The organism is Staphylothermus marinus F1, from assembly GCF_000015945.1.
GTDB classification, from domain to species: domain Archaea; phylum Thermoproteota; class Thermoprotei_A; order Sulfolobales; family Desulfurococcaceae; genus Staphylothermus; species Staphylothermus marinus.
The window spans coordinates 1,300,192-1,325,018 of record NC_009033.1; the positions used below are offsets into that span (position 1 = coordinate 1,300,192).

The following is a 24,827-nucleotide window of genomic DNA, read 5'->3' on the forward strand; positions in this document are numbered from 1 at the left end:
GATTATATCATTACTCGGTGGACGCGTGTTGACTGCTTACGATAACTTCTTTAGTTCTATAGCTAAAAGTATTAAGGCATCAGAGATCAGAGAGATCCTGGCAATTATTAGGGAGAGAAAAGACGTAATAAGCTTAGCTGGCGGCATACCGGATCCTAAAACTTTTCCACGAGAAGAATTAGCAGAGATTGCTAAGAGAATGATTATAGAATACGGCGATCAAGCACTTCAGTACAGTGAGACCAAAGGGATATTGGAAGTAAGAGAAATGCTTTCACACTTCCTCTTAGAAAGCAGAGGTATTAGTATCGATGCTGAAAATATTATTGTTACAACAGGTAGCCAGCAGGCTCTAGATCTAGTTGCCAGAACACTTTTAGATCCGGGAGATATAGTAATCACTGAAAATCCATCATACCTTGCATCTCTGGGAGCTTTTAAGATTAGAGGTGCTCAGCTTGTAGGTATAAAAATAGATAAACACGGTATGAGGACTGATTTGTTGGAGGAAACAGTTAAAAAACTAGTTAGCGAAGGCAAGAAGATAAAATTCATATATACAATTCCTGTCTCACAGAATCCTGCTGGAACTACTATGCCACCTGATAGAAAGAAACACTTAATAGAAATAGCTAATAAATACAATTTACTTGTAGTAGAGGATGATCCGTATAGTTACTTCGTATATGACGAAACAGTAGATGTTTCACCTATTAAAGCATATGATAGCGAAGACAGGGTATTATATATGAGTACAGTAAGCAAGATACTTGCTCCAGGACTACGAATAGGCTGGATCGCTTCTCCCGAAAAATTAACGAGAAAATTAGAATTAGTCAAACAATACATGGATCTACATAGTCCTACACTAAACCAGTTTATAGTAGCTGAGGCTATTAGGTCAGGGCTGGTAACTAGGCATGCACACAAATTGTCTCCATTCTATAAGAGAAAACGTGATGCTATGATCAAGGCTATAAAGGAGTATTTCCCAGAAAACGTATGGTATACGGAGCCAGTCGGAGGATTCTTTGTATTTGTATATGTCAATAAAGAAGGATTCGATACAGGAAGACTGCTGAGAAAAGCTATAGATAAGTATAAAGTAGCATATGTTCCAGGGCAAAGCTTCCACACTGATGGAAGCGGTGCTAACAGTATGCGTTTAAGCTTTAGTTATCCGCCCCCTGAAATAATAGAAGAGGGAATTAGAAGAATAGCTGAGCTAATCAAGAATGAAAACTAATAACAGCTCCAAGGCCTCGTGGAGGAAGTAAACCTATAGTCTTAGAAATATCATTTACTCTTATAATCTTAATATCTTTTTTTAACGAGGAAATTATTTTTTCGACCATATGAGGCGATTCTCTATCTGTCTTCATCGTATATAATACATTGTATGTTTCACTAAGCTTAAGAGGGAGGAAATTAATGAAACTAAACACTGATATAATTATATTGTTGAAATAAATATGTGTTAAAACCTTATGGATTAAACCAAACATGGAATCTAATATTACGATGGAATCATAATATGGATCAAGTTCTCCCAAGTTAACATAAACTCTACCATTAATTCTCCTCAATACCCTTCTATTATCATAGCATAGTAAAGCATAATTATGCTTTTTATTTTCATCGAAAAACTTCGCTATAATATATGCTAGGATATTACAGCCTATAATCAAGGTCCTTCCATGGCTGTGTTTTCCTAAAAATATTCCATGTTCTATTAGGGGGATAAGAGACAAATATGGATCATTTTCATCAACGAGTTTATATATATTTTCTTCACGAATAGTTGCGTAAGAACCTAAAATACCATCGATATCTAGCCCTAAAATACCATTAGAAGTAATAGGATTAACTACTGCTATTTTGCCTGAATACCCTTTATTAGAATATGGCTCCTCTAATATTCTAACAATACCGAAAGAACCAGGAACTATAGGGTACTTTGATGGATAAGTATACCTTATATATGAATTTTCCAATAACCCAATATAAACACTCAAAGGTTTAACTAGTAACTCTCCTTTTTTCACTGGTAAGATCTCTCTTTCAGAGACATAATATTCTCCATTATAAACAATCTGCCTAATTATCATAACAATGACACCTATAAGGAATAACCATAAGGGTACTTGTTATCAATAATAAATTGTTGCCTATATATGTTTAAACACACAACTCCATATTTAATATTTGAAATAATGCATAACTACACGATTTTACCGCTATAAATTTGAATATATCTAAGTAATGTTTCTTAATTATATGAATATTTAAGTAACTGCCAAATAATTCAATTAAATTTTTAGAAACAGTATATGTTGAGAAAGCCAGCTATTAAATAGGCTGTTAATAAATAAATATGGTAAGGTATAACATTTTAGAAGGGTACAAATCTTGACCGAGAAAATAGAGAAGATCAATCTCCCTATTCACTGGTTAAGCAAGCAAGCCAGGTTTAAAATAATTGATTTAATGTTATCTACTAGGAGCATTAGACAACTAGCTGAGGAATTGGGTGTATCAACAACAGCTATTAGAAAATACATTTACAGGAAAACACATCCAAGCGATGAAACAGTTGAAAAAGCATTAGAGATCATGGCTCCATATGAAGAGGAAAAGTTGATAAAAATAATTATTGATGATTTAGCAGAGGCCTTAAAAAGACTCTATGAAAGTATAGATAAGAGTGAATATCGAGAATATTTATTGAGAAAGCTAAAAGAGGTTATAAAAGAAATTGAGTAATAATGAGGAGCTTCCCTTCTTTGCTGATAAATCAGTAGTCGGCGACTATTCCCCTTTAATCAAGTATTGGAAAATATTGAGAAAGAAAGGAATACCCGTGGAAGATGCTCTTCTCGCGCCCCATGACTTCACATATTTAAAGGAACAAGTTGAGATTCAACAAAAAATAAATTTAGCTGATCTTCTTGAGCAATTAACTGACTATTTCCTAAACAGGATTAAATGCGATATTGCTAAAGAAGCATATAGAGAGGCTTACTCTATAGAACTAGACGAGAAGGATGCTTGTAGGAGATTGGCAAAAATTCTTGCCGGATGGTTAATAGAGGCTTCTAAAAATACTGGATTAATAAAGCTCACCTACCCCTGGAGAAAAAGATAGATCTTTATATGCAGTTGCTCTACGTATTTATTGTTTTGATAAAGCGATCTTTCGTATATATTGGTTTTTCTCCAGAAACAAATTATATGCTTCCTTGGTAATAGCAACAATTTCGGAATCATCTATTATACTCGAGATAAGATCATCTGTTATAATATCGCAGTATTTATTATTTACATGATATTTATCAACACATATAACGATATGGTTTTTACATATAGTATTTAGAATCTCTATTGGCAGATATTGTTCAACTCCATAAATTAATATGAGTCTAAAACATTTTGGAGGCATATGTCATGCTATCTTTACCGAGATTAATAAACATATTAGAAAGATTATTGAAAGAATTCAGACAAAAATATGGAGAAACATATATTTCTAGGATTAAGGAATATAAGTCAAAGTTTGAAATAAGTATGATTGTTGATAAAAACCGCGTTAAAATAATAGTATATAAAAACAAAGTTAAAGCAAGAGTCTATGCTGGGAATTTACGTGGATTAGAAATTTCCATTCGAAGAATGTTTTTGAGAGAATATGATAAAGAGATGAGGTTGAAACAGCGTGAGCGAGAGGGATCCATATAGGAAAAGAATACAAATTCTTGTTAACTTATTAGGCGAGATAATTAAGAAACAAAACAAATTAACACGAAGAGATGTTGCTGATCTTCTAAGGAAAACTTATGAGAAAAACAAAATTAAACCATTAAAAGGCAAAGCTACACCACCAGATCTATATGATAAAGAACTAGCTAGCCTATATGTTATAGGTAAATATGGTTTAGGAATAGATAATGAATACCCTGAATTATTTGATAAAATCTTCTATTTAGAGAAGGGATTTGAGGAAGCCATAGATAAAATACTAGCTGGACAGTATAGTGAAGCAAGAGCAATATTGAAGAAAACCAGCTCCGCAGCAGTTATTGATAGTAATACAGTAGCACGAATGCTTAGAACTGCCTTTACAAGGCTCTTACTGGGCTTTTTAGATGAAGAAGCGTTTGCTAAAATATTGAAGAAAACACTTGAAGCTATACCCGAGGAGGAAAGGACTGTTAGGAACTATGTAAGATTCTATATAGCATATAAAGTCGCAGAGGGAATTTATAGGGGGGAAATAAGGAATAAAATATTCAAAGAAGCATTTAAAAGAGCAATGGCTTTAAGACTAGGCTTCCCAAGAACAATACCTAGCGATGAGTACGTAGCAATAATTTCTAAAGAAGTATTCAACATACCCGATAAGATTTTGTCAAGAATCTTATCGATAAATAGGAAAGATAAGGATAATACTAGTGAAAACCAGAATTAACCAATTGTTTGCTAAGATAGTTTTCTCAACCTAAGATACTCTATTACTTTTTCATGGAGAAGCATCAGCAACTTTCTCATATCTTCCATTAATACAACATCACTATATCCATGAACAATTATACTGTGCGAGAACGGGCTCGGTATATTATTAGGTCCCATCACGGATATTTTAATCTCACCTTTTCTAACATTATCTAATACTTCCTTAGCAGCTTCTATATGCATATAATCCTCTAGTATCTCCCTATATGTTTCCTTTAAAACAGGAAAATCGGGCAGATCCTCTATAGCCTTCAATAATTCCTCAGCATTTATTTGTAGTCTATGAACGCTTCTCTCCCTATCTCTATACCTTCTTAGAATCATGAATGATCTTACTGCACAATGTCTAAATCTCCTTTTAAGCATTTCTGTTCTTTTAAGAACCTTCTTTAAAATATCCTCAATGTTTTCAGGCGTTAGTTTTTTGAACGCCAAAGCCCAATCAATGCTTTTCTTAATTGGAATTGTAAGCATGAAACCATTGTCTGTTACTGTTATCTTTACGTTCACACCTAATTCATTACTTATTATGTATGCGTAAGCCCTAGATAATGCGGCGTTAACTCTTCTACCAAATAGGCTGTGTACTATAATGTTTCTTCTCCCAGGCTCATCGAAGATCTCGATCATGATGAGTTTGTCGCTCGGAATTATTCCTCCAGTGAACAATAGTTGCTCCTTAATATAATCATATATTGACTCAGCCGCATGCCTCTGCAATCTATACTCTTTTCTTAACCAATCAATAACTTGGCTTCGAGGAAGATTTATTATTTTTTCAGCGATAAGTCTTCTAAATTTTCCAATTTCTAGTGCTGAATCATAAGCTAACGGAAGCATTTCACTAAACCAGCTTGGAACAGTTGGTCTTGCCCCCTCAGCTGGCTTAACATATACTTTAAACCCCACACTCTTCACGTATTCGTATACGCGTCCACCTAGAACAAATAGATCCCCAGGAATTAAATATTCCACAAAAGCTTCTTCTAGATCCCCAACATATTTTCCATCAATTGTGAATACATGTGCTTTGCTCTCGTCCGGTATCGTACCAATGTTTTGATAATAGATCATTCTCGCAGTTCTTTTTCTACCAAAGACCCCCTCATTTTCGTCAAACCAGATCTTAGCATAGACTTTGGCATGTTCAAAATAGTCTCCATACTTGCCTGAAAGATATTTTAGAACATTAATATAATCACTCCACGATAAAGTGTGGAAAGAATAACTTCTCTTAATTAATCTATACGCTTCTCTAATATCCCATTTCTTTTCAAGAGATAAACCTACAATGTGCTGTGCAAGCACATCTAGTGGATTTCTAGGTATACGTACCCTGTCAATTTTGTGTTGATATGCGGCTTTTACTAGGACAGTGCATTCAACAAGATCATCTCTATCAACAACTATTACTCTCCCCTTACTTACTTGTCTAATATGATGACCCGCTCTTCCAATTCTTTGAAGGAGTCTTGAAACACTTTTCGGACTACTGAGTAGTACTACTAAGTCTATATATCCTATATCTATTCCTAGTTCTAAGCTTGTAGAGCTTACTATTACACGAAGCTTTCCTTGCTTAAGTTTTTCTTCAATTTCAAGGCGGACATCTCTACTCAAACTACTATGATGAGCTTCTATTTCATCTATATCCACGATTCTTTCTTTCTCCATGATCTTTCTAAGTTTATACACAACTCTCTCTGTAGCACTACGTGTATTAGTGAAGACTAATGTTGTTCTATGCTTTTTAATAAGTTTCACAAGCGTAGAATATATTGCATTATTTATTTCTTCTGCGGAAGCATGAACTAAGTCTTTAACAGGAGCAATAACTTTAATATCTATCGGCTTAGAAAATCTTGCGTCAACAATTAGGCAATCCCTAGGTTCGCCATCATCTCTATATCCAACGAGAAACTTAGCCACCTCTACTAGAGGAGCTATTGTTGCACTCAATCCTATTCTTTGAAGCGGTTTTCCAACTAGGTTTTCTAGTCTTTCAATACTTAGACTTAAATGACTTCCTCTCTTACTATTCGCTAGTTCATGTATTTCATCTACGATTAGTATTCTAGTATTCTTTAATCGTTCCCTAAACTTGGGAGCATTTAATGCAATTGCTAAGCTTTCAGGTGTTGTGATCAATATATGTGGTGGATCCCTTATCATTTTCTGTTTCTCATACGGGCTTGTATCACTTGTTCTAACAGCCACTTTTATCTCTGGGAGATCAATACCATGGTTCTCAGCTACTTCTCTGATCCCCTGTATAGGTTTTAACAAGTTTCTACGCATATCATTATTTAAAGCTCTTAAGGGGCTCACATAGACTACATAAACACCTTCAGGAAGTTTTCCCTCTTTTTCAGCCTTTGCATAAAGGTTATCAAGTATTCCTAGAAAAACAGCTAATGTTTTACCAGTACCTGTAGGACTTGATATAAGCACGTTGTGTCCATTTTTGATCAAAGGAATAGCCATTTTCTGGGGTGGTGTGAATTTCTTATATGTTTTACTAAACCATTCAGCAACATATGGTCTGAGCATAGATAATATTTTTCTATCACTATACTTGTGCTTGGCAAACTCTATTACCAATACATTTTCACCATTACCATAAATAGTTTATTTAAATAGGAGATCTCTGCCCCACCTATAAATTCCATAGATGTATCCAGTACTGTAGAATAAACACCAAAGACCAGTATAAACTATTCCATATATTATCAGTACTATCCCTGTTAATAGAATTAATATACCTATAATGATTTCTATTGGTACACGGTAATGACTAGTTATATGCTCGTATGTGCCCTTAGGGGTTCTCTTAAAACTCATTTTAATTCTTAGAAAAGCCTTTAATAAAGCAATGCTTATTGTAGGAGTTAGTAGAGTGGTTATGGCCGATGATCTTCCCAGGTTAACTATTGATCTCCAAACACCGTATCCGCATTCTCCTAAGCTTCTAACATAGTATCTAATATAAAGAACCGCTGATACAAGCCATGGAACACCTAGTATCCATAACTCTTCGAAGAAATCATATTTTAGAAAATAGCTTATGGGAGCAACAATGAGAAATCCTAGAAATACAAGGAAAGCCGGCAGGTATTGTAGTAGGAAATTAAAAGCTTCAAGTTTAGCATACCATGGAAGAGGAGCTTTTAATATATCTTTAAATCTAGCAATAGCTGTATCGGCTGATCCATAAGCCCATCTCTCTTGTTGAACCCTCAAACTTTTAAATCTCCTTGGAACTTCAACATAGACTTTTTCATCATTCAAAAACAGTATTTCCTTACCTCTAGCCATTATTCTACAGCCGATCTCCATATCATCTTGAATTCTCTCCTCATCCCATCCACCTAGTTCTCTACGTATAAATTCTGCATCAAACAATGTTCCTGTACCGACGGGGAATACTGGCAGTTTTAAAGCACTTCTACCCTTATAGAGAGCATCAACAATAAACTTCATTGAAGCAAATACTGCTTCAGCCACCCTGGTATCTCTGTTTTTACCAGTCCATCTCGCAACAACAGCTACAACATTTTTATTCCTCATCATTATATTGACAGCTTTAACTATGAAGCTAGGGGATACTCGACTATCAACATCTACAATATATAGGTATTTGCCGCGGGAAGCATATAATGCAGTATTTAATGCTCCAGCCTTGTAGCCTCTTGGCTCAGAACGCCATATAAGATGAATATTTAATCCGCGCTGTCTCCAAGAATATACTAGTTCCTCAATATAGGCTAATCTTTCAGGAGGATCATCTGAGACGATAATTACTTCTATATTATCCCTTATATTCCAATTATATATATTATTGAGAGCTTCCTGCATTAACTCGATCGGCTCATTCCTTACAGGAATAATAATTGATACTATATCGTTAAAGGAAGTATTTTGTGTTTTAGGCAATCTATATCTTGTTCCATAATGGTAGAATACAATATATATAAGAAGGAAAATTGTTGAAGGAATAAATATTAGCAATAAACCAATTAACCCTATCATATATAAAATCATTTCAAACCGCCTAGGTGCTTATTTCTCAATATAAATAGTATTAATAATCTATTTCCAAGATAACATATTATCTGGGTTAAAAATAATCTGATTTATAGGTGATCACATGTTAACCGAGGACGAATTGTCTAAACTAATAAATTATGGATTAGAGAAAGGCGCTGATTTTATCGATATAAGAATTGAAGACTATGTTGAAATCTCGATCACAATTCGTGATTATATAGTTGATGAAGTCTCTAGCACAATTATGACTGGTGCAGGTATCCGTGTATTATATAATGGTGGATTAGGCTTTGCATCAACAAATAATTTATCATGGGATAATATGGTTAAAACACTTGAATCAGCATTAAAAATTGCTAAGCTTTTATCAAGTAAAACAAATGTTAAATTAACAATTCTTCCAGCGAGGCATGATATTGTTCAGTCTAAACTAGAGGAGGATCCTAGGAGTGTTTCTCCAGAACAAAAAATAAATGATTTATTGAAGCTTAGTAAAGAAGTACTTTCGAGAAACGAAGCCATTAAAACTATTACTACAAGATACAAAGACATTACTGGTAGAACAATATATGTATCAAGCGAGGATCGCTTTATTGAGCAACACTATAACTATACATGGCTTTATTCATGGGTTACAGGTAGGGAAAACGATGTTGTAGCTTCTGCGAGAACAGAGCTAGGCACACGTAAGGGATACGTTATTTTTAATAAATATCCCCAGGAAGAAATTGCAGATACACTAGTTAAAAGAGTTCTTAACCAGTTAAAAGCCGTTACTCCAAAAGGAGGATTGTACCCAGCAATACTAGCTCCCGAAGTTGTTGGTGTCTTCGCTCACGAAGCATTTGGTCATTTAGCAGAAGCAGACCTCACAGTTTCTGGCAGTATATTAGCTGATAAGCTAGGCAAAAAGATTGTTAGTGAACTAGTTACAATAGTTGATGACCCAACAATACCGGATGCCTATGGTACATTCAAATATGATGATGAAGGAGTTGAGACAAGACCTGTTAAAATTGTTGAGGACGGAGTGCTTAAAGAATTAATGGTTGATCGAAAATTTTCTGCAATGCTAAATATGAAACCAACTGGTAATGCTAGAGCCGAGGACTATAATGTTCCTCCTCTGATTAGGATGAGAACAACATATATTGCACCCCGCGATATGTCTTTAGAAGAACTACTTGAAGATATCAAGTATGGCTACTACCTAGTAAGTTTTCGTGGCGGACAAGCTAATTTAGATGGAACATTTCAGGTAGGGATCCAGGAAGCATATGAGATTGTTAATGGAGAAATAGGAAGACCTGTTAGGAATATGAGTATCAGCGGAAACACTATTGATACACTAAAATATGTGAGCGGAGTGGGTAAAGATTTTCAATACTTTTATGGTAGGTGTGGTAAGGGACAAACAGCTTATGTCTCAGATGGTGGACCCCATATTAGAGTTGATAAAATATTAATTGGAGGTGCTAAGTAATGGTTCGTTCAGAAATAAACATATATGATTTAGGAATACTTGCTCTTCGCGAAGCTATTAGGCATGGAGCTGATGAAGCGGAAGTCTATATTGTTAAAACAAAGGAGATAGAATCTACGATACAAAATAATAAAATAACAGAGATGACAACAAGCAGGGATGGAGGAATAAGTTTACGCGTATCAATCGGTAAAAAACTCGGTTTCGCATCAACAAACAAGCTTATCTCAAACGAACTAGGGAAACTTGCTGAGAAAGCCGTAGCAATCGCTAAGGCTTCAAATGAGGATAAGGACTGGCCAGGATTTCCTCCCCCACAAGAATACAGTATGGTTAAAAAGATATTTTCTCCACAGCTAGCGGAAATAGATGAGGATACAATTATTGAGAAAACAAAGCAATTATTAGAAAACGTATTAGTAGATAAAAGAATAACCATGGTTTATGGAGGCATCAGTGTTCATAGAACAAGTATTGCTGTACTAAACACTAATGGTTTATCCAATATACAACATTTAACAGCTAGCATAGTATTCACCGAAACACTAGCAACTGAGACTGGCAATACTACACCAATCGTCACACTTGTTGATCACTCGAGAACCTCGATACCAAGCATTGACAACTTAGCTAAGAGAGCAGTTGAAGAAACACTTTCATGTCTGAAACCAGTCAAAATCGAACCAGGAAACTACCCTGTTATAATGACTGCTTCAGCTATTGAGAGCTTGTTCAACTATACATTATTTGAAGCTCTAAAAGGAGATAATGTGGTTCGTGGTAGAAGTCCTTATAAGGGCAGAGAAAACGATAAAATAGCCTCGGAAAACCTTACATTAATCGATGATGGAACACTGAATCAGGGCCTCTTTACAGCATTATTTGATCACGAAGGAGTAAGTATGAAGAAGAAAATACTGATAGAAAACGGTATACTTAAACAATTCTTATTCAATCATTATTGGGCAAAAAGATATGGTGGGGAAAGCACCGGGAACGCTATGCGTAGCTCCTATAATTCTATTCCTAGAATATCTCCGACAAACATCTTGATAAAGCCGGGTGATACAAGCTTTGAAGAGATGATCAAGGAAACCAAGAAGGGACTACTAGTTAAAGGTCTACAAGGAGCGCATAGTAGTAACCCAGAAACGGGTGAATATAGTGTAGTAGCTACTCCTGCATGGCTCATTGATAACGGAGCAATAAAACCTGTTAGAAATGTTATGATTGCTGGAAAAATATATGATGAACTATTCAGAATAGATATGATTGGTAGGAGAACTGAGAAATGGATACATGTATGGACACCGCCAATAAGGTTTTCGAATATAAGAGTAATACCTAGGTGATATACATGGTCATAGTTGAATGGCATGGACACGCATGCGTTTCCATAAAGAAAAGCAATGATTATACAATAGTTTTCGATCCACATGATGGAGTAAGCATAGGCTTACCTAGACCTAACGTGAAAGGCGACCTGATACTGGTTACTCATGATCATTTTGACCATAATGCTGTCGATATTGTTAAGAAAGAAAGTAGCAGGGTATTCAAAGAATTTCATGGAGAAGCATTAATAGATGACGTCAAGATAGAGGGGATAAAAACATATCATGACAAATTCCAGGGAAGGAGAAGAGGCATCAATACAGTTTATGTTGTAGAAGTTGAAGGATATAGGATAGCGCACCTAGGAGACTTAGGACATAAATTATCTGATGAATTAATTGATAAGCTCAGAAACATAGACTTATTAATTATACCGGTTGGAGGCACATATACTATAGGCCCTGATGAAGCATGGGATATAATTACAGAGGTTCAACCTAATAATGTCTTACCAATACATTACTGGGTAAAAGGATTAAATCTACCATTATTCCCAATAGATGATTTCCTTGTATATGTTAAGAAGTACCATGTAGTCCGACTAGACACTAGATCATTCAAATTAGGAGAGTATGAGAAAAGCATAATTATACCTAGAATCTAGTATTTCCTATTACATTGATAAATAATGAAGCCTTGCAGAAAACAAGATAATCGAGGCATAGATCATAATGGAACATGATAGAGTTAAACACTTAGAATCTATTGTTAAAGAACTAGAAGAACTAACAAATTATAGTAGAGAATTTCTCAAACTAGTTTACAGAGATAAACATGATTACCAGATAAACATGATAATAAAAAAGGCTACAATGATATATAAAATACTAGTTGATACATCATATCATGGAGTTCTATGATGAAAATTAATTCTGACCGAAAAGGATGAAGAAGGATCAACCGGCTGATCAGTTCGCTGAAAGCTCATCATATACTCAGACACTGGCGGTTTCCTCACCCAATTAGGATAATACTTATGAGTGGAATATAAAACAGTTATTATAAGGGGATGAACGACTCCTGCCCCATATGATAGAGGCTATATTTGCCGATGATTTTGCCAGGCCGGAGGCGACCCCTTTATTTAATCATGTTTTCTATGACTTAGTTATTCTTTAATTATCTTGAACTGTTTAATAATATGTTTTTTGATACTTTTATAAACATAATAAAATATTGTTAAGACGAGTTTTGTGTGGTGTTCGTTATGGCTTATACTTGGGAGCCTAAATGGGAGAAATATAGGGTTGAAGTGGACGGTATAATTCTTTACACTTGTAGAGATAAGATTACTGGAATGATTGCTTGCCCTATATGTATACATGCAGCATCCACTTGTTTAGAAACCGAAAAAAGGCGTCCTAGAGATTATACTGTAGAAAATAGTTTCTTTTTCTCTCCGCATGATCTGATTGTTCATATAAGAGAGTATCATGCTAGAGGATTGAATAAGAAATATCTAGTTTCTTCGGAGAAAAAGTATAAGAAGTTGATAAAATGAGGTACGATATTAGATTATATGGTAACTTCACATATGATATAATAGTGATTCGAAGAGAATTGCTTAGTGAAAGATTAGGTGGAGGAGTGTATTATTCATCCATACCTTTTATTATTGACAATAAATACAATGTGAAAATATATGCAGTTATATCTCCGATCATCTATTATAGCAGTAAACTACTGAGATACATTGTTCAAGAACATTTCTCTACGAGAACAAATATATTTAAACTAATATATAATGGAGCAAAGAGAACCATTATAGTAGTTGATCGAGCGCCGCAAATTGATATGTGTATTAAAAGCGAGAAAGCAGATGTATCTATAGTAAATCCTGTTCTCGGAGAAGTATCAACATCGTTGCTGAGACGAATAAGGGTGGATTCAAAAATAGTTGCAATCGATATTCAAGGATTTGCACGTATAGTTAACAAGCATAACATCATTGTTACTAGACGTACAAGTGATTCTTTAGAAGCAATTAAGTTATCAAACATAGTTCATATGAGCTTAGATGAAGCTATTCAATTAACACAGGCAAACAATATAGATCATATAACAACAAAACTTAGCAGAATAAGTAAGAATACATTATTTATAATAACAAATAGTGAAAATCCACCTATTCTAATTTTCAGAAATAAATATAGGATCATAGGATCTAGACAAAAACCAGTACAAGACCGTACAGGAGCAGGTGATTATTTCTTAAGTGTCTTCACAAAAGAATACATTGAAATTAATGACGAAATAAAATCAATGCATTATGCTTTAAGAGAAACAACTAAATGGTTGGAGAGGAGAAATGCCTCATCGCAGTCCACCGCCCCTAAACCACCACCGCCTAACCCATAGCCTCCCGGAGGCCTTCTGCTCGGCCTCCTCGGGAAAAACCCTAGAGGCTATGGGTTAGGTGTGTTAATTGTTATGTTGAATTAACTTGTTTGGCATAAATGCCGTTGAATATGTAAGATATCGTTTTGTTAAAGGCAATGTATGGGTATGGCAAATTTATTAAACATGCCATATTACCGGGCGGTGGTGGTATTATGTATAACGATTTCTTGTGGGCGGTGGACTGCTCGGCATTTATATATTTTGTTTAATCATCCTTATAAATATTTGTTCGTGATTAGAACGCATCAACTAGAGCGGCGGCTAGAAACCCGTGATCCCATATTCTAGCTGCTGTAATAAATGCTTCTTCTTTAATGAATGTGCCTTTATTGACTCTATCTAGAATAGCCTCGATGAATTCTTCTTTTGTGGGTGCTCTTCCTATAAACATGGTTTTACCATTAATTATGATCTTAGGTAAATCAGCATATTCAATACCTAAAGGTTCTCCAATCCATGTATGAATAGGTATAACTTCGACCCAAATATTTTCTTTATCGAGTAGTTCTTCTGCAATATTCCAAGCTAGCTGTAAAGCTTTCTCACTTTCCTCGTCAAAATCAAGTAAAAGCATTACTTGAACCTTTGAAACATCAAAATCAAATATTTCCTTATCGTTATTCAATAACATCACCCGTTCTTAAATAATCAAGTAGTATACCTTATAATATGCGTAGAAGAATAATACGCTAGAATTACTAGGAGTGACTATTTAAAAACAAATAATTATGTAGGCGATTTAAAGAATTGTTTAGTTCTTTTCTTTCTTGACAGGGTGAATAGCATCTATTGGTGCAGATTTAAATACTTCTAGATACTTCCTCAACACCTTTGGAACAATAACTGTTCCATCTGGTTCCTGGAAGTTCTCAAGTATTGCAGTAATTGTTCTAGTACTAGCTATCGCGGTACTATTAAGTGTATGGAGATATTCTTTAACCATTCCTTTCCTCCTTATAAGCCTTATTCTAAGTCTGAATGCTTGCCAATCAGTTACATTGCTACAACTAACCATTTCACGATACCTTCCCTGAGCAGGCATCCAAGCTTCTAAATCGTATTTCTTCGCTGCAGGCGCTCCTAAATCTCCACTAGCTATATTTACTATTCTATACGGTATACCTAAGCCTCGGAATAAATGTTCAGCATTGCTTATTAATTCCTCCATAATATCCCAGCTATCCTCAGGTTTTGCATATACGAATTGTTCAACCTTGTGGAATTGATGCACTCTAAAAATACCTTTTAGATCCCTATTACCCGCACCAGCTTCTTTTCTAAAACAGGGACTTATACCAACATATTTTAGTGGAAGTTCTTCCTCAGGGATATCTTCCCATGCATGAAGAGCTGCTAATGGATGTTCTGCAGTTGCAATTAAGTATAAGTCTTCCCCCTCAATCTTATATATGGCGTCTTTGAAAGTATCCATATCTATTACTCCCATCATAACCTTATGTCTCAACATATAGGGTGGTAATACTAATGTATAGCCCTTACTTGTTAAGTAATCGATCGCATAAGCTAGCAATGCCATATCTAGAAACACTATGTCGTTGAATAAATAATAGAACCTGCTTCCAGCAACTTGTCCAGCTTTAAAAGTATCTCCAAGCCTTAATACTTTTTCCAACATATCAGCGTGTCCTACAGGTTTCCAATCAATTACTTCATATTCTACTTTGAAACCATATTTTTCTGTTTGCTCCTTAAATTGATCAATGAAACCTTTCCAAACTCTTGGTTTCCCCCAAAACCTTATGGGCACATTATATGTATCGTCCGGACCCACAGGTACTGTTTCATGAACAATATTTGGTAGTGAAAATAGAAGTTTTTGTCTCTTCTCCTCTAATTCTTTCAATTTCTTCTCTACTTCTTCGAGTTCTTTTAATAGTTGCTTTGCCTCCTTTATTTTCTTCTCCTTATCTACCCCCTTCAGCTTCGGTATTTCACGGCTTACAACATTATGTTTGTGTCTAAGCTCTTGTATATATGTAAGAGTTCTTCTCCACTCCAGATCAGTTTTATATGCTTCATCAACAATGCTTGGATCCATGAATCTTTTTTTAACATGCTCCTTTAATTCCTCTGGTTTCTCCCGTAAAAGCTTAAGTATGCTCCAACTCAATGCTTCACACCCATCTTTACTATTCATGAAATAAAATAATGTAATAACATAAGTGTTTTCCTAGAATAGGGAATTTTTATTGAAGAATTCATTATCCCTGTTGTGCTTTCTTATATTCTTCCACGATATCGTATCCGTAGCGTTCCTTGAATATTCTCCTACCCTTCTCAGTCATCATCAACGGTGTCCATGGTGGTTCCATTACTATTTCAATATCAGCTTCTATACCTAGTTTTCTCTTCAATTCATCGACAACCATCATCGGCAACATATTTGCTAATGGACAGAAAGGAGTAGTTAGAGTCATCTTTATTTTAACATGTTTCTCATCTATAATGTCTATTCCATAAATCATACCGAGATTATATACGTCAATCCCTATTTCAGGATCAGCAATGGTTTCAAGAACAGCTATAATCTTCTTTTTCAGCTCTTCTTTCTCCTTCCCATCCATATTCAAACACCACTATCAAGAATCAAATAGGATGCGGGGGACAAGTCCCCCCAAGTCATCCAATACCCCCTATGGACGGGGGCGTCAAACTTGGGGGGCGGCGCGCATGTATGAATAATTATTGTTTAAGGGTTAATAATTAATTTCCCTATGTTTTACTAAAAACAATGTTACTATATGAATCTTAGGAAGCTTCTAAGCCTTGATTTCTTATTCTTGGATTCATTTTCTTTCTCAGTACCATAAACTGTTCTTCTCAGATATAATGCCCATGCTTCAGAATCTGAAACTCTTGAATACTTTAGTGCTAGATTATATAATACATCAATTTGATCCGGGGAAGCATAGTCTAATGGTATGCCTTCTCTATTGTTTTTCTCCCATAGCTCATAGATTTTATCCAGTATCTCTACAACAAGGGGGTCTGAGTAGAACGCTATTTTTCTCCCATTCTGCTTGCTATCATCTATTAATCTTATTATTTCATTTTTCTTTTTCTCTAATGAATTCAACTGATTACTCCTCCAATGTTTCTTCAAATAATAGTTTTCCTAATCCCCCCTGTTTAATCTTCTCCAAAGCCCAACCGAATCTCTCAAGTAGTACAAGGATAGCTGATTGAGGAGGAATAACTCCTTGCTCAGTAATTATTGCATCAATATATTCTGGCGGGGTAACATCGAATGCTGGATTCAATACCTCTACATTTCTATGCTTATCTATCCATTCCTGCGGAACTATCTCTGTTGGAGACCTATACTCTATTGGTACTAGTTCTCCTATCAATGTAGCTGGTGAAAACTTATATGTTTCCGCTGCCACAAAAACTCTTACACGTGCTTCGTGAGCCGCTAACGCTACTTGGCTAGTTCCAATCTTATTAACAACAGCTCCATTACTAGCAATGGTATCTGCACCGACAACAACTTGGTCAACTTCGTTCATAATATATCTCACAGCACTATCAGGGATCTGAATAACCGGCACACCATGCTCAGATAAGTGCTTATAAGTTATTCGTCCCTGATAAAACGGCCTAGTCTCCGTACTATAGACTTTCACAATTTTTCCCATCTTATAAGCTGTAATTATTACTGATGCTGCAGCTGTGCTGTGACAATGAGTTAGAACAACAGCGTTATCCTTAATCCTCCTAGCACCGATCTCACCTATTTTCTTAATAGCATTCAGGCTTTCCTCAATAAATTTCTCAGCCGCATTAACAACAGCTTCTCTAAGCTCTTCCACATTTCCTGAAGCTCTACTTAAATTATACATTACATATATTACAGCGTTTGGTAAACTAACCGCTGTAGGCCTTGTCGAGATTACTAGGTTAGCTATTCTAGACATATATTTTCGGAACTCCTCGGGATCGTTTGAGCCTTTATAGTTTTCAGCCGCTATCTTCAATGCTTCAGCGGCAGCTCTAGCAATTTTACCAGCACCACGTATCCTCATAGTTTTTATTCCTTCAGCTATTTCTAATACCTTAGATGGTATCTCCATAATTCCTCACCTCATCTTCTCCAATATTTCTTCAATACTAGGTATAGGAGGCGGGAAGCCGCCGTAAACCTGTCTAAGAATAACAGGTACAGCTTGGGGAGCGAATAAACCATACTCAGTCGCTATAGCATCTATATAATTTGGCGGTGTTACATCGTATATGGGTGCTCTAGCATTATAGTTTTCTGGAAGAGTCTTACGGACTTCTTCATTCATCAAACTCCTCCAATCACCTTCCGGAAGTTCAATTAGTTCTCCATGTATTGTTTCATAGCTGAACTTGTAGAGAGGGGCAACTGCAAAGACTCTAACACGTGCTTCATTAGCTGTTAAGCAAAGTATACTTGTACCAATCTTTCCAACTAGAGCTCCATTAACAGCAATTGCTTCTGCTCCAATGAAAACTTTATCAACATTTTTCATGAAGAAACGAGCTGCTGAATCAACTATTAAATATGTTTTAACCCCAAGATCATCTAGATAAGAAGCTGTCTCCAATCCTTCCATGCCAGGCCTAGATTCTAAAACATACACACTATACTTAATGCCTTCGTCAACGAGGATCTTAAACATTCTCCTAACACATAAACTGTTACTAATAGTCATCAATACTTCTCCATCAACTACTCTCTTAGCAGCAATATTTGCTGCATCCCAGCAAGCCTTATCATATTTCTCACGTAGCTCCAAGATTTTTTCCTTTAACCCCACAAATTCATTCTCAACAAAATGATGCCCTATTTCTCTCAAAAGATTCCATGAAGCCATACTTGCAGGTCTTTCTCTCTCTAAACTATTAACAATGCTTTTATAGGATTTAACAAATCCTTCACGATCACCTCGCTCAACAATATTGAGCAGTCTATTAATAATTGTAAAAGCATATTCTGTACCAGTTGATCGCTTTGCATAACCATGTTTTAAAAGCTCTTCAAACAACTAGTGAACCACCACACTTATCTTTATATAATTTATTTAAATACTCCTGGTAATAAACTCGGCGATATTATCGAAAACAGCTCTATATTTTTCTGAGTATAGTTTTAATGGAATATCATATTTTTCTAAAGGCTTACCAAGTACTTCGAAAATATTTGATAACTTAACACTCCACGGATAACCTCTATAAGCAGAAACCAATACTGCCTTTTTAAATCTATCACCCTCATAAATTAATGCTTTACCGGGAGAAACAATGAATACATAGTCGGAATCCAGAGAACCCATTGTCGGTGCTGCTGCATCATTGTAGCTTTCTATCAATAATACACTATACTTATCTAGGAAAACAAGGTTTTCATCAATGGTTTTATATATTTGTGGGTTCTCAAGGAATTTTTCTACAAACAACGTATTTGCTTCGATAAATAATGCATTATCTCGTTTCAAGGAATTAATTAGATTCTCAAAGGTTTCTCTTAGATCATTAGTGAGTTTTTCAACAGTATCCCTACAAATTATGTATAAGTGCTGATTAACTAGTTTATGGTTTTGGATAAAGTTTCGAGTATATCTTATTAAAACAGTTATTTTTGATGTTGATGACATATGCTCCATATAGCTCCTGCTACTATAAACCTTACCTAACGGGTCTATTGGGAAAGTTAGAATGTCTAGTGGAGAAATGATTGGTAATAAATTTATGAGACCAAGTTTTTCAGCAACAATATATGCATCGTGACCTATAAGTAATCCAGTATTATTTGAATATATTAGGGTTTCATATTGATACCATCCATTATGCCCAGCCAATGGTTTAAAATAACCTATATCAAATCCTAGCTCCTTCAAAGACTCGCTTAAACCCAAAACAAACTCGGTTTTCCCAGAGTCATAGGGTAAAAGACCTGTTATAAGGATCCTCATTAAGCGCTCACCATTTAAAATTATACAATACTCGTCTAGTTTAATTTGTAATCTCATGGTTTCTGGATAAATGTTATTAAATATAACCCTCTATTTTTATTGTCTATGAGTAATCGATGAAGAATGTGTGGTGTAGGCTATGAATAAGAAATACGTGATGATAGCTATAATAACTATGTTGTTAATCCAATTAATAACACCTATTACAACAATTACTTATTCACAGCAACCAACGTATCTAAGGTTTCTATTTCTATATGTGCCGGGATTCTCTCTCGAAAAAGCTGTTAATGTTTCTTCATTGAAGTACTTGGAGAATGCCACTTTTAAAGCATACATAAATCCAATACCACCATATACGTTATCATATAATGAAATAGTTCTAGTTAATAATTCATGGGATCTATCAAAAGCTATTGTGTTAGATAACAATACAGCATTACTTCCAAACAATACCTATACTCAACTATATAAGCTAGTACCTAAACAAGTATTAACCAATTTATGGGGAACACTTGATACAATGTTTCTAGGCTTATCCTCCATTGATCCACGAGTTCATAGTAGAACAATGAATCCATATTTTAACGAGACAAATAAAATAATAGAGCCTGCAATCTTCATCATACCAATTAATGGAACAACTATATGGGACCAATTAAATACAACAATAAAATTATCAGTGTCAAGCCAATACTTCGTCTTATCTATTGAAAACTATGTGGATGGAATAAAGTTTAGTAAGGAAACAAATGTTACTCCAATATTAAAGTTTAATATAACTAATGAAAAATTATCAGTCGAGCCTGGAATATATTATCTTAGATTTAGAGTTTTAAAAATGAACAGTACACATGTTATACTATTTACTCCTGGAACAAGAAAAGCCGATCAATGGTTCTCAGAATACTTTGAGAAGTTTGATAGACCTGTTGTTCCGAGAATACCGTTTAAATATACTAGGTATATGGATGAAGATGATCTAGAATGGCTTGTAAATGAAGTAATCAACTTCTATAAGTCCATGTTAACAACAGCATATAAATATAGATCGGCGACAATAAACTTTGTAGAATATCCCCTAATCTATGATTTATGGACTGGATATATACACGGCTATATTAATTGGGAACAGCTAAGTAAACTTGAGGAACTAGCATATAATGGTTTGTCCGAAATAATAAATACTACGAAGAACATGATCAATGAAAACATTACCACAATAATATATTCTCCCTTCACAATCAATAACCACGAAGAGAACTTATCAATACAGGGACTAAGATATGTTGAGCCAGGACTCTATTTTGTTGAAGGAGATGAAACCAGTGTTTTATCGGAGCTAATTAGTAGAAACATATCTTATACAACAATGTCCTTCGGCGATAAAAAACTAGTATTGATTAATAACCCGGGATACTATGGTGTCAGCAAAGGAGAACTAATAGTATATGGTAAAGAATTGAGAAAAATACTATCAACATTTACATTGCAACCAACTAATGTAGCATCATTTATATTATCACTAGTTAGAGGATACGGTGTTGGATTATCTAATGCTATAAATGAGATCTCCTTTATCAATCTAAAAATACAGAGCTTAAACGATGAAATAAGTAATTTACAGAAAAAGTTGAGCACACTTAACCAGACATTATTCAATGTTAACCAATCTCTTGGGAAATACAGAGCAGAAAATATCAACCTCACAGATCAAATTAGCAGTTATAAAGCAAAGATTAATGAGTATAGACAGAGAGAACAACAAGCACTACTATATGCAACTATAGGAAGCATAAGTGTTCTAGTTATAGTTATATTGCTATATATTATCGCGACAAGAGGGATCACTAAGAAGCGCTAATTAAAAACATTCTAAGATAATAATATAAATAATCTAACGCATTTTCTAAACCAATACTTCTAATCCAGAAATAATACATTATGAAAGACAAAATAATAAATAAAGTATTGCCAACTAGGCTAGAGCTTTTAAAGATAGGTATTCTTAAGCGATAATTGCTTAAAGGATACAATATATATACTCCACGCTTAGTCAGCGAATCAGTTAAAATATGTAGAATCCATCCACTAAGAAAAGCTATAACAATATTATTTACCACACCTAATTGCATCCATGAATAATATCTTATACATAAATAGAGAAGTACAACATAGATGAATAAAGATATAATTGATGACAAAATAATATTATGAAGCGTTTTCCGATGCTTAAATCTCAGATCAATATCTGGTATATAGCCGCCAAGTCCCCCCATAAATCCATATAAAAGAGACAATCTTGGATCCTGGGATAAAAGTAATCCAAACCCAAAACCAATAATAACATGTGTTATCCTATACATAGCGGCTTCAACTCACCGTTTTTCTCTGAACGGTCAGCAGAGGACCACTTCTTCACATATCAGTTCGTTCCCGGGGTATTTCCTCATCCCATCTTCATTATTTATTATATTTTATTTTAAAAGCATATTATTATACCATATAAAATTGCTTGGTTCAATCTCTTCTGGGTAATGGTTTTTCTCTTTCCCAAATCTTTTTAGTGGTTTCATTAAATGTTTAAATGCTCTGGGAGAGGGTTCATACCATCCAGGCTCGAGATCCCTCTTTATTACTCGAACAATTTTCTTAGCGTTAGGATCCCTATAACCACATTTAGGACACTTATAACCTTTTCCTCTACCAGCGCTCTTCATTCTAGCTCCACATCTAGGACACCTGGGGTTTTCAAGCTTTATCAATGGTTTAACCATAATGATATGTAACTTTTCGAGATTTATTGTTGGTCCATGCTTAGAGCTTTGAGGCCTAACAATACCCATAACTTCTACTTCATCTCCTGGACGGAGCTTTTCCGCGATCCTTCTAAGTTTTCCAGTAGGCTCATATGCTGCTACATCAATAAACCTTCTTCCATCAGTAACCTTGAAAATCACGTGTCCTCCCATGATCCTTTTAGGTATACTTGCTACCCACACTCTAACTCTTACTCCACGATAAATGAAGGCTTCTCCTAAATTATTTATTCTTCTTAGATGAGCATCTGTGTGTTGATTTGTTCGGTAAATTAATCTTATAGGGACTGGCTCATTTATTTTTACCATATTATATGCCTTGATCAATACGTCTGGGTATTCTCCTCGTATGCCTAGTAGAACAGGGTCTCCTCCATGCGGTGTTATTAATGGTCTATTTGTTTCATAGTCGTAGTTAAGAATAGTGTCGTTATGAAATACTTTATCCATATACTTTACGCTCTCGGCATTGACTTGTCTAGGTTTATCAATGTATTCCTCTGATCTATAAGCTATTAGTTCATATGTATAATCTGTATTCGTCATTCTATATCCTATTGCTGAGAAGACACCGATTAATCCACGCTTCTTATCTTTCCTCAACAGTTTATATATAATTTTATTCTTCTCCTTCTCAAGCACTCTATGCATTAAATCCAGTGGGATGAGATCATGAACGGCTTTCCAACCAATCCACTTAATCCTCTCACTTAGCCCGCCAATATACATACCTATAACTGGGTGGTGTTGGGGATGATGATATTTTCCAAGATATTCTAATGCTTCATCATATGCTTCTTCAAGAAGCTTTATGGCTTCATCATAGTTTTTAACTTTGAATCTAAGAACAACAGCACCATTCCCCCTAGTTTTCCATGGTACTCCAGGATTTAATCTTATAAGGTTTGGATAATCAATTAGTTTAATTCTTCTATCCTTAACCCATTTAACTAAGATTGAAGCTACGAAATGTGTAGTACAACCACCGAAAGGCGTGTCTATATCGTCGAATCCCATATGTACTATTGTTTCCTTCAACACTTATTTCTCCATGGATTTTTTCATTAAACACTTAGCACCAGCTACAATTAATGGTAGTGTAATTGTTGCATCACTATATACTACAATGCTTTTCCCCGACGGCTTGATCTTGTTCCAACTTATTGCTTCACGTGGTTGTGCCCCACTCAAACTACCATCATATTCTACCGCGGTAGTAACGTATACTGCATAGTCAAGCCCATCTTTAAACTGTGCCCACCAGATAGTGTGATGCTTGCTTATGCCTCCACCAATAATTAATGCTCCAAGCCTATGTGATTCGAAGATTTTATCCATAAGCTTTTTCTCATCACTAATAAGATCAACTTTTAAACCTGAGAAGGGGCTGTGGAAAACCAGTTGTGTACCAAATGCGCCATCAAATATTCCCGGAACAAATATTGGAACATTTTTCTGCGTTGCAGCTCTCAATATACTATATGGATCATTGATCTTTTTGCCAGCTTCATATAATAATTCGCTAGGCGACCACTCCTTCTTCTTTTTAACTAGTTCATCGAGTAAGTTACGAGTAAACTTCTCAATAGCTAATCCATAATTTTCCAGTGGTATCAAAACATTGCCTAATCTATGAACTTCGATAACTTTTAGCATTGAATCATCTAGTCTCCAATCCCCCTTATAGTATGGATGCCCCGTACCCCTTGCTATATCGTGATCAATTGTTCCACACGTAGTAATAACTATGTCTGCGAACCCTTCGAGAATCAATTGGGCTAACAAGCCTCTTAAACCAGTTGATACAAGATTTCCTGTAAAAGACAATATTCTTGTTGCTTCCTTATCACTCCACATCTCATAGAGGATCTCGGCGGCTTTACTAATATGTCCAGCCATAAATCCATGTGCATTTTTCAATGCATTAATTAGATCACAAACACTCATATTTTCCTTTACAAAATAATCCTTAACAATATCTTTCAACAACTCAGATCGAGCATCTTTTAATACAGGTATATCTCGCACATCCATATAACCACCCTTACCAATATAGATAAGTATGTCCAATATTTAGCTATAATTTTGCAATTGTTTAATCCTCCTCTATGTATTCAGTGCACTCATATTTTTCAAATATAGAGAGTTCCATTAACAATTTAATCAAGTTATAAGCTCTACTATTATTTGAGGAGGCAAACAATTAATTCTATA

26 protein-coding genes are annotated in these 24,827 nt (G+C 35.1%); 12 read left to right on the forward strand and 14 right to left on the reverse strand.

The genetic code is table 11. From position 1 onward, the window contains the following. Positions 1-28 precede the first annotated feature (28 nt). Positions 29-1,246, forward strand: a complete 1,218-nt coding sequence (locus SMAR_RS06965) for an aminotransferase-like domain-containing protein (RefSeq protein WP_011839624.1) — start codon at positions 29-31, stop codon at positions 1,244-1,246. On the opposite strand, the gene SMAR_RS06970 is transcribed toward SMAR_RS06965, so the two are convergent. Next, positions 1,230-2,108, reverse strand: coding sequence for an MDR/zinc-dependent alcohol dehydrogenase-like family protein (locus SMAR_RS06970; RefSeq protein ID WP_011839625.1), 879 nt, complete (start codon positions 2,106-2,108; stop codon positions 1,230-1,232). The two genes, SMAR_RS06965 and SMAR_RS06970, sit on opposite strands and share 17 nt — an antisense overlap. A gap of 301 nt (positions 2,109-2,409) precedes the next feature. Between SMAR_RS06970 and SMAR_RS06975 the strand changes: the two genes are divergently transcribed. Then, positions 2,410-2,763, forward strand: a complete 354-nt coding sequence (locus SMAR_RS06975; RefSeq protein ID WP_011839626.1) for a helix-turn-helix domain-containing protein — start codon at positions 2,410-2,412, stop codon at positions 2,761-2,763. Next, positions 2,756-3,145: a hypothetical protein gene (locus SMAR_RS06980; RefSeq protein WP_011839627.1), complete on the forward strand. Its 390-nt coding sequence runs from the start codon at positions 2,756-2,758 to the stop codon at positions 3,143-3,145. The genes SMAR_RS06975 and SMAR_RS06980 overlap by 8 nt, the downstream gene beginning before the upstream one ends. Positions 3,146-3,172: 27 nt before the next feature. On the opposite strand, the gene SMAR_RS06985 is transcribed toward SMAR_RS06980, so the two are convergent. Beyond that, complete coding sequence (locus tag SMAR_RS06985) at positions 3,173-3,439, reverse strand: hypothetical protein (RefSeq protein WP_011839628.1); 267 nt, start codon at positions 3,437-3,439, stop codon at positions 3,173-3,175. Between the two features lie 5 nt (positions 3,440-3,444). Between SMAR_RS06985 and SMAR_RS06990 the strand changes: the two genes are divergently transcribed. Both SMAR_RS06990 and SMAR_RS06995 read left to right on the forward strand, forming a co-directional pair. Continuing rightward, entirely contained in the window at positions 3,445-3,735 is a 291-nt protein-coding gene (locus SMAR_RS06990; RefSeq protein WP_011839629.1) for a hypothetical protein, read from the forward strand. After that, entirely contained in the window at positions 3,713-4,465 is a 753-nt protein-coding gene (locus SMAR_RS06995; RefSeq protein WP_011839630.1) for a DUF2192 domain-containing protein, read from the forward strand. Before SMAR_RS06990 ends, SMAR_RS06995 begins: the two co-directional genes overlap by 23 nt. 11 nt (positions 4,466-4,476) lie before the next feature. Here the strand turns inward: SMAR_RS06995 and SMAR_RS07000 are convergent, their stop codons facing one another. Together SMAR_RS07000 and SMAR_RS07005 are read right to left on the reverse strand one after the other, a co-directional pair. Next, positions 4,477-7,110: an ATP-dependent helicase gene (locus SMAR_RS07000; RefSeq protein WP_011839631.1), complete on the reverse strand. Its 2,634-nt coding sequence runs from the start codon at positions 7,108-7,110 to the stop codon at positions 4,477-4,479. 27 nt (positions 7,111-7,137) lie between these two features. Beyond that, on the reverse strand, positions 7,138-8,550 hold the full coding sequence (locus tag SMAR_RS07005; RefSeq protein WP_052833860.1) for a glycosyltransferase family 2 protein: 1,413 nt from the start codon (positions 8,548-8,550) through the stop codon (positions 7,138-7,140). A 106-nt stretch (positions 8,551-8,656) separates the two neighbouring features. Between SMAR_RS07005 and SMAR_RS07010 the strand changes: the two genes are divergently transcribed. From SMAR_RS07010 to SMAR_RS07035, 6 genes are all read left to right on the forward strand, one after another. Next, the gene (locus SMAR_RS07010) at positions 8,657-10,039 is read left to right on the forward strand and encodes a TldD/PmbA family protein (protein WP_011839633.1); all 1,383 of its coding nucleotides are present in this window, start codon (positions 8,657-8,659) and stop codon (positions 10,037-10,039) included. Continuing rightward, positions 10,039-11,391 carry a TldD/PmbA family protein gene (locus tag SMAR_RS07015; RefSeq protein ID WP_011839634.1) on the forward strand — a complete coding sequence of 451 codons (1,353 nt, stop codon included), beginning with the start codon at positions 10,039-10,041 and terminating at the stop codon, positions 11,389-11,391. Before SMAR_RS07010 ends, SMAR_RS07015 begins: the two co-directional genes overlap by 1 nt. A 5-nt stretch (positions 11,392-11,396) precedes the next feature. Continuing rightward, complete coding sequence (locus SMAR_RS07020; RefSeq protein ID WP_011839635.1) at positions 11,397-12,038, forward strand: MBL fold metallo-hydrolase; 642 nt, start codon at positions 11,397-11,399, stop codon at positions 12,036-12,038. A 67-nt stretch (positions 12,039-12,105) separates the two neighbouring features. Continuing rightward, a complete protein-coding gene (locus SMAR_RS07025; RefSeq protein WP_052833861.1) occupies positions 12,106-12,294 on the forward strand; it encodes a hypothetical protein in 189 nt (62 codons plus the stop codon). 347 nt (positions 12,295-12,641) lie between these two features. Then, on the forward strand, positions 12,642-12,935 hold the full coding sequence (locus SMAR_RS07030) for a hypothetical protein (protein WP_244372377.1): 294 nt from the start codon (positions 12,642-12,644) through the stop codon (positions 12,933-12,935). Continuing rightward, entirely contained in the window at positions 12,932-13,792 is an 861-nt protein-coding gene (locus SMAR_RS07035) for a carbohydrate kinase family protein (protein ID WP_011839637.1), read from the forward strand. Before SMAR_RS07030 ends, SMAR_RS07035 begins: the two co-directional genes overlap by 4 nt. Positions 13,793-14,069: 277 nt before the next feature. On the opposite strand, the gene SMAR_RS07040 is transcribed toward SMAR_RS07035, so the two are convergent. The 7 genes from SMAR_RS07040 to SMAR_RS07070 all read right to left on the reverse strand — a co-directional run bounded on the left by SMAR_RS07040 (position 14,070) and on the right by SMAR_RS07070 (position 19,794). Beyond that, complete coding sequence (locus SMAR_RS07040) at positions 14,070-14,459, reverse strand: hypothetical protein (protein ID WP_011839638.1); 390 nt, start codon at positions 14,457-14,459, stop codon at positions 14,070-14,072. Positions 14,460-14,585: 126 nt separating this feature from the next. Continuing rightward, entirely contained in the window at positions 14,586-15,965 is a 1,380-nt protein-coding gene (gene serS / locus SMAR_RS07045) for a serine--tRNA ligase (RefSeq protein ID WP_011839639.1), read from the reverse strand. A gap of 91 nt (positions 15,966-16,056) precedes the next feature. After that, positions 16,057-16,419 carry a metal-sulfur cluster assembly factor gene (locus SMAR_RS07050; protein WP_011839640.1) on the reverse strand — a complete coding sequence of 121 codons (363 nt, stop codon included), beginning with the start codon at positions 16,417-16,419 and terminating at the stop codon, positions 16,057-16,059. Between the two features lie 173 nt (positions 16,420-16,592). Then, positions 16,593-16,931 carry a hypothetical protein gene (locus tag SMAR_RS07055; RefSeq protein WP_011839641.1) on the reverse strand — a complete coding sequence of 113 codons (339 nt, stop codon included), beginning with the start codon at positions 16,929-16,931 and terminating at the stop codon, positions 16,593-16,595. A gap of 4 nt (positions 16,932-16,935) precedes the next feature. Beyond that, on the reverse strand, positions 16,936-17,928 hold the full coding sequence (locus SMAR_RS07060; RefSeq protein ID WP_011839642.1) for a ribose 1,5-bisphosphate isomerase: 993 nt from the start codon (positions 17,926-17,928) through the stop codon (positions 16,936-16,938). A 6-nt stretch (positions 17,929-17,934) separates the two neighbouring features. Beyond that, complete coding sequence (locus SMAR_RS07065; protein ID WP_011839643.1) at positions 17,935-18,867, reverse strand: eIF2B alpha/beta/delta subunit family protein; 933 nt, start codon at positions 18,865-18,867, stop codon at positions 17,935-17,937. A 36-nt stretch (positions 18,868-18,903) separates the two neighbouring features. After that, the gene (locus SMAR_RS07070) at positions 18,904-19,794 is read right to left on the reverse strand and encodes an ATPase (protein ID WP_011839644.1); all 891 of its coding nucleotides are present in this window, start codon (positions 19,792-19,794) and stop codon (positions 18,904-18,906) included. A gap of 139 nt (positions 19,795-19,933) precedes the next feature. On the opposite strand from SMAR_RS07070, the gene SMAR_RS07075 reads away from it, so the two are divergent. Next, the gene (locus SMAR_RS07075; protein WP_011839645.1) at positions 19,934-21,658 is read left to right on the forward strand and encodes a hypothetical protein; all 1,725 of its coding nucleotides are present in this window, start codon (positions 19,934-19,936) and stop codon (positions 21,656-21,658) included. On the opposite strand, the gene SMAR_RS07080 is transcribed toward SMAR_RS07075, so the two are convergent. From SMAR_RS07080 to SMAR_RS07090, 3 genes are all read right to left on the reverse strand, one after another. Beyond that, positions 21,645-22,160 carry a metal-dependent hydrolase gene (locus SMAR_RS07080; protein WP_011839646.1) on the reverse strand — a complete coding sequence of 172 codons (516 nt, stop codon included), beginning with the start codon at positions 22,158-22,160 and terminating at the stop codon, positions 21,645-21,647. The genes SMAR_RS07075 and SMAR_RS07080 overlap by 14 nt on opposite strands. A gap of 111 nt (positions 22,161-22,271) precedes the next feature. Next, the gene (locus SMAR_RS07085; protein ID WP_244372380.1) at positions 22,272-23,654 is read right to left on the reverse strand and encodes a tRNA(Ile)(2)-agmatinylcytidine synthase; all 1,383 of its coding nucleotides are present in this window, start codon (positions 23,652-23,654) and stop codon (positions 22,272-22,274) included. Then, positions 23,655-24,647: a deoxyhypusine synthase gene (locus tag SMAR_RS07090; protein WP_011839648.1), complete on the reverse strand. Its 993-nt coding sequence runs from the start codon at positions 24,645-24,647 to the stop codon at positions 23,655-23,657. It abuts the gene before it with no gap. Positions 24,648-24,827 lie beyond the last annotated feature (180 nt).

Bases quoted from the DNA above. Each gene is read 5' to 3' on its own strand.
- SMAR_RS07050 (WP_011839640.1), bottom strand. From the start codon at position 16,419: ATGGATGGGAAGGAGAAAGAAGAGCTGAAAAAGAAGATTATAGCTGTT.
- SMAR_RS07075 (WP_011839645.1), top strand. From the start codon at position 19,934: ATGAATAAGAAATACGTGATGATAGCTATAATAACTATGTTGTTAATC.
- SMAR_RS07020 (WP_011839635.1), top strand. From the start codon at position 11,397: ATGGTCATAGTTGAATGGCATGGACACGCATGCGTTTCCATAAAGAAA.
- SMAR_RS07060 (WP_011839642.1), bottom strand. From the start codon at position 17,928: ATGGAGATACCATCTAAGGTATTAGAAATAGCTGAAGGAATAAAAACT.
- SMAR_RS07005 (WP_052833860.1), bottom strand. From the start codon at position 8,550: ATGATTTTATATATGATAGGGTTAATTGGTTTATTGCTAATATTTATT.
- SMAR_RS07025 (WP_052833861.1), top strand. From the start codon at position 12,106: ATGGAACATGATAGAGTTAAACACTTAGAATCTATTGTTAAAGAACTA.
- SMAR_RS06970 (WP_011839625.1), bottom strand. From the start codon at position 2,108: ATGATAATTAGGCAGATTGTTTATAATGGAGAATATTATGTCTCTGAA.
- SMAR_RS07035 (WP_011839637.1), top strand. From the start codon at position 12,932: ATGAGGTACGATATTAGATTATATGGTAACTTCACATATGATATAATA.
- SMAR_RS07080 (WP_011839646.1), bottom strand. From the start codon at position 22,160: ATGTATAGGATAACACATGTTATTATTGGTTTTGGGTTTGGATTACTT.
- SMAR_RS06990 (WP_011839629.1), top strand. From the start codon at position 3,445: ATGCTATCTTTACCGAGATTAATAAACATATTAGAAAGATTATTGAAA.
- SMAR_RS07015 (WP_011839634.1), top strand. From the start codon at position 10,039: ATGGTTCGTTCAGAAATAAACATATATGATTTAGGAATACTTGCTCTT.
- SMAR_RS07070 (WP_011839644.1), bottom strand. From the start codon at position 19,794: ATGAGGATCCTTATAACAGGTCTTTTACCCTATGACTCTGGGAAAACC.
- SMAR_RS07030 (WP_244372377.1), top strand. From the start codon at position 12,642: ATGGCTTATACTTGGGAGCCTAAATGGGAGAAATATAGGGTTGAAGTG.
- SMAR_RS07010 (WP_011839633.1), top strand. From the start codon at position 8,657: ATGTTAACCGAGGACGAATTGTCTAAACTAATAAATTATGGATTAGAG.
- SMAR_RS07090 (WP_011839648.1), bottom strand. From the start codon at position 24,647: ATGGATGTGCGAGATATACCTGTATTAAAAGATGCTCGATCTGAGTTG.
- SMAR_RS06985 (WP_011839628.1), bottom strand. From the start codon at position 3,439: ATGCCTCCAAAATGTTTTAGACTCATATTAATTTATGGAGTTGAACAA.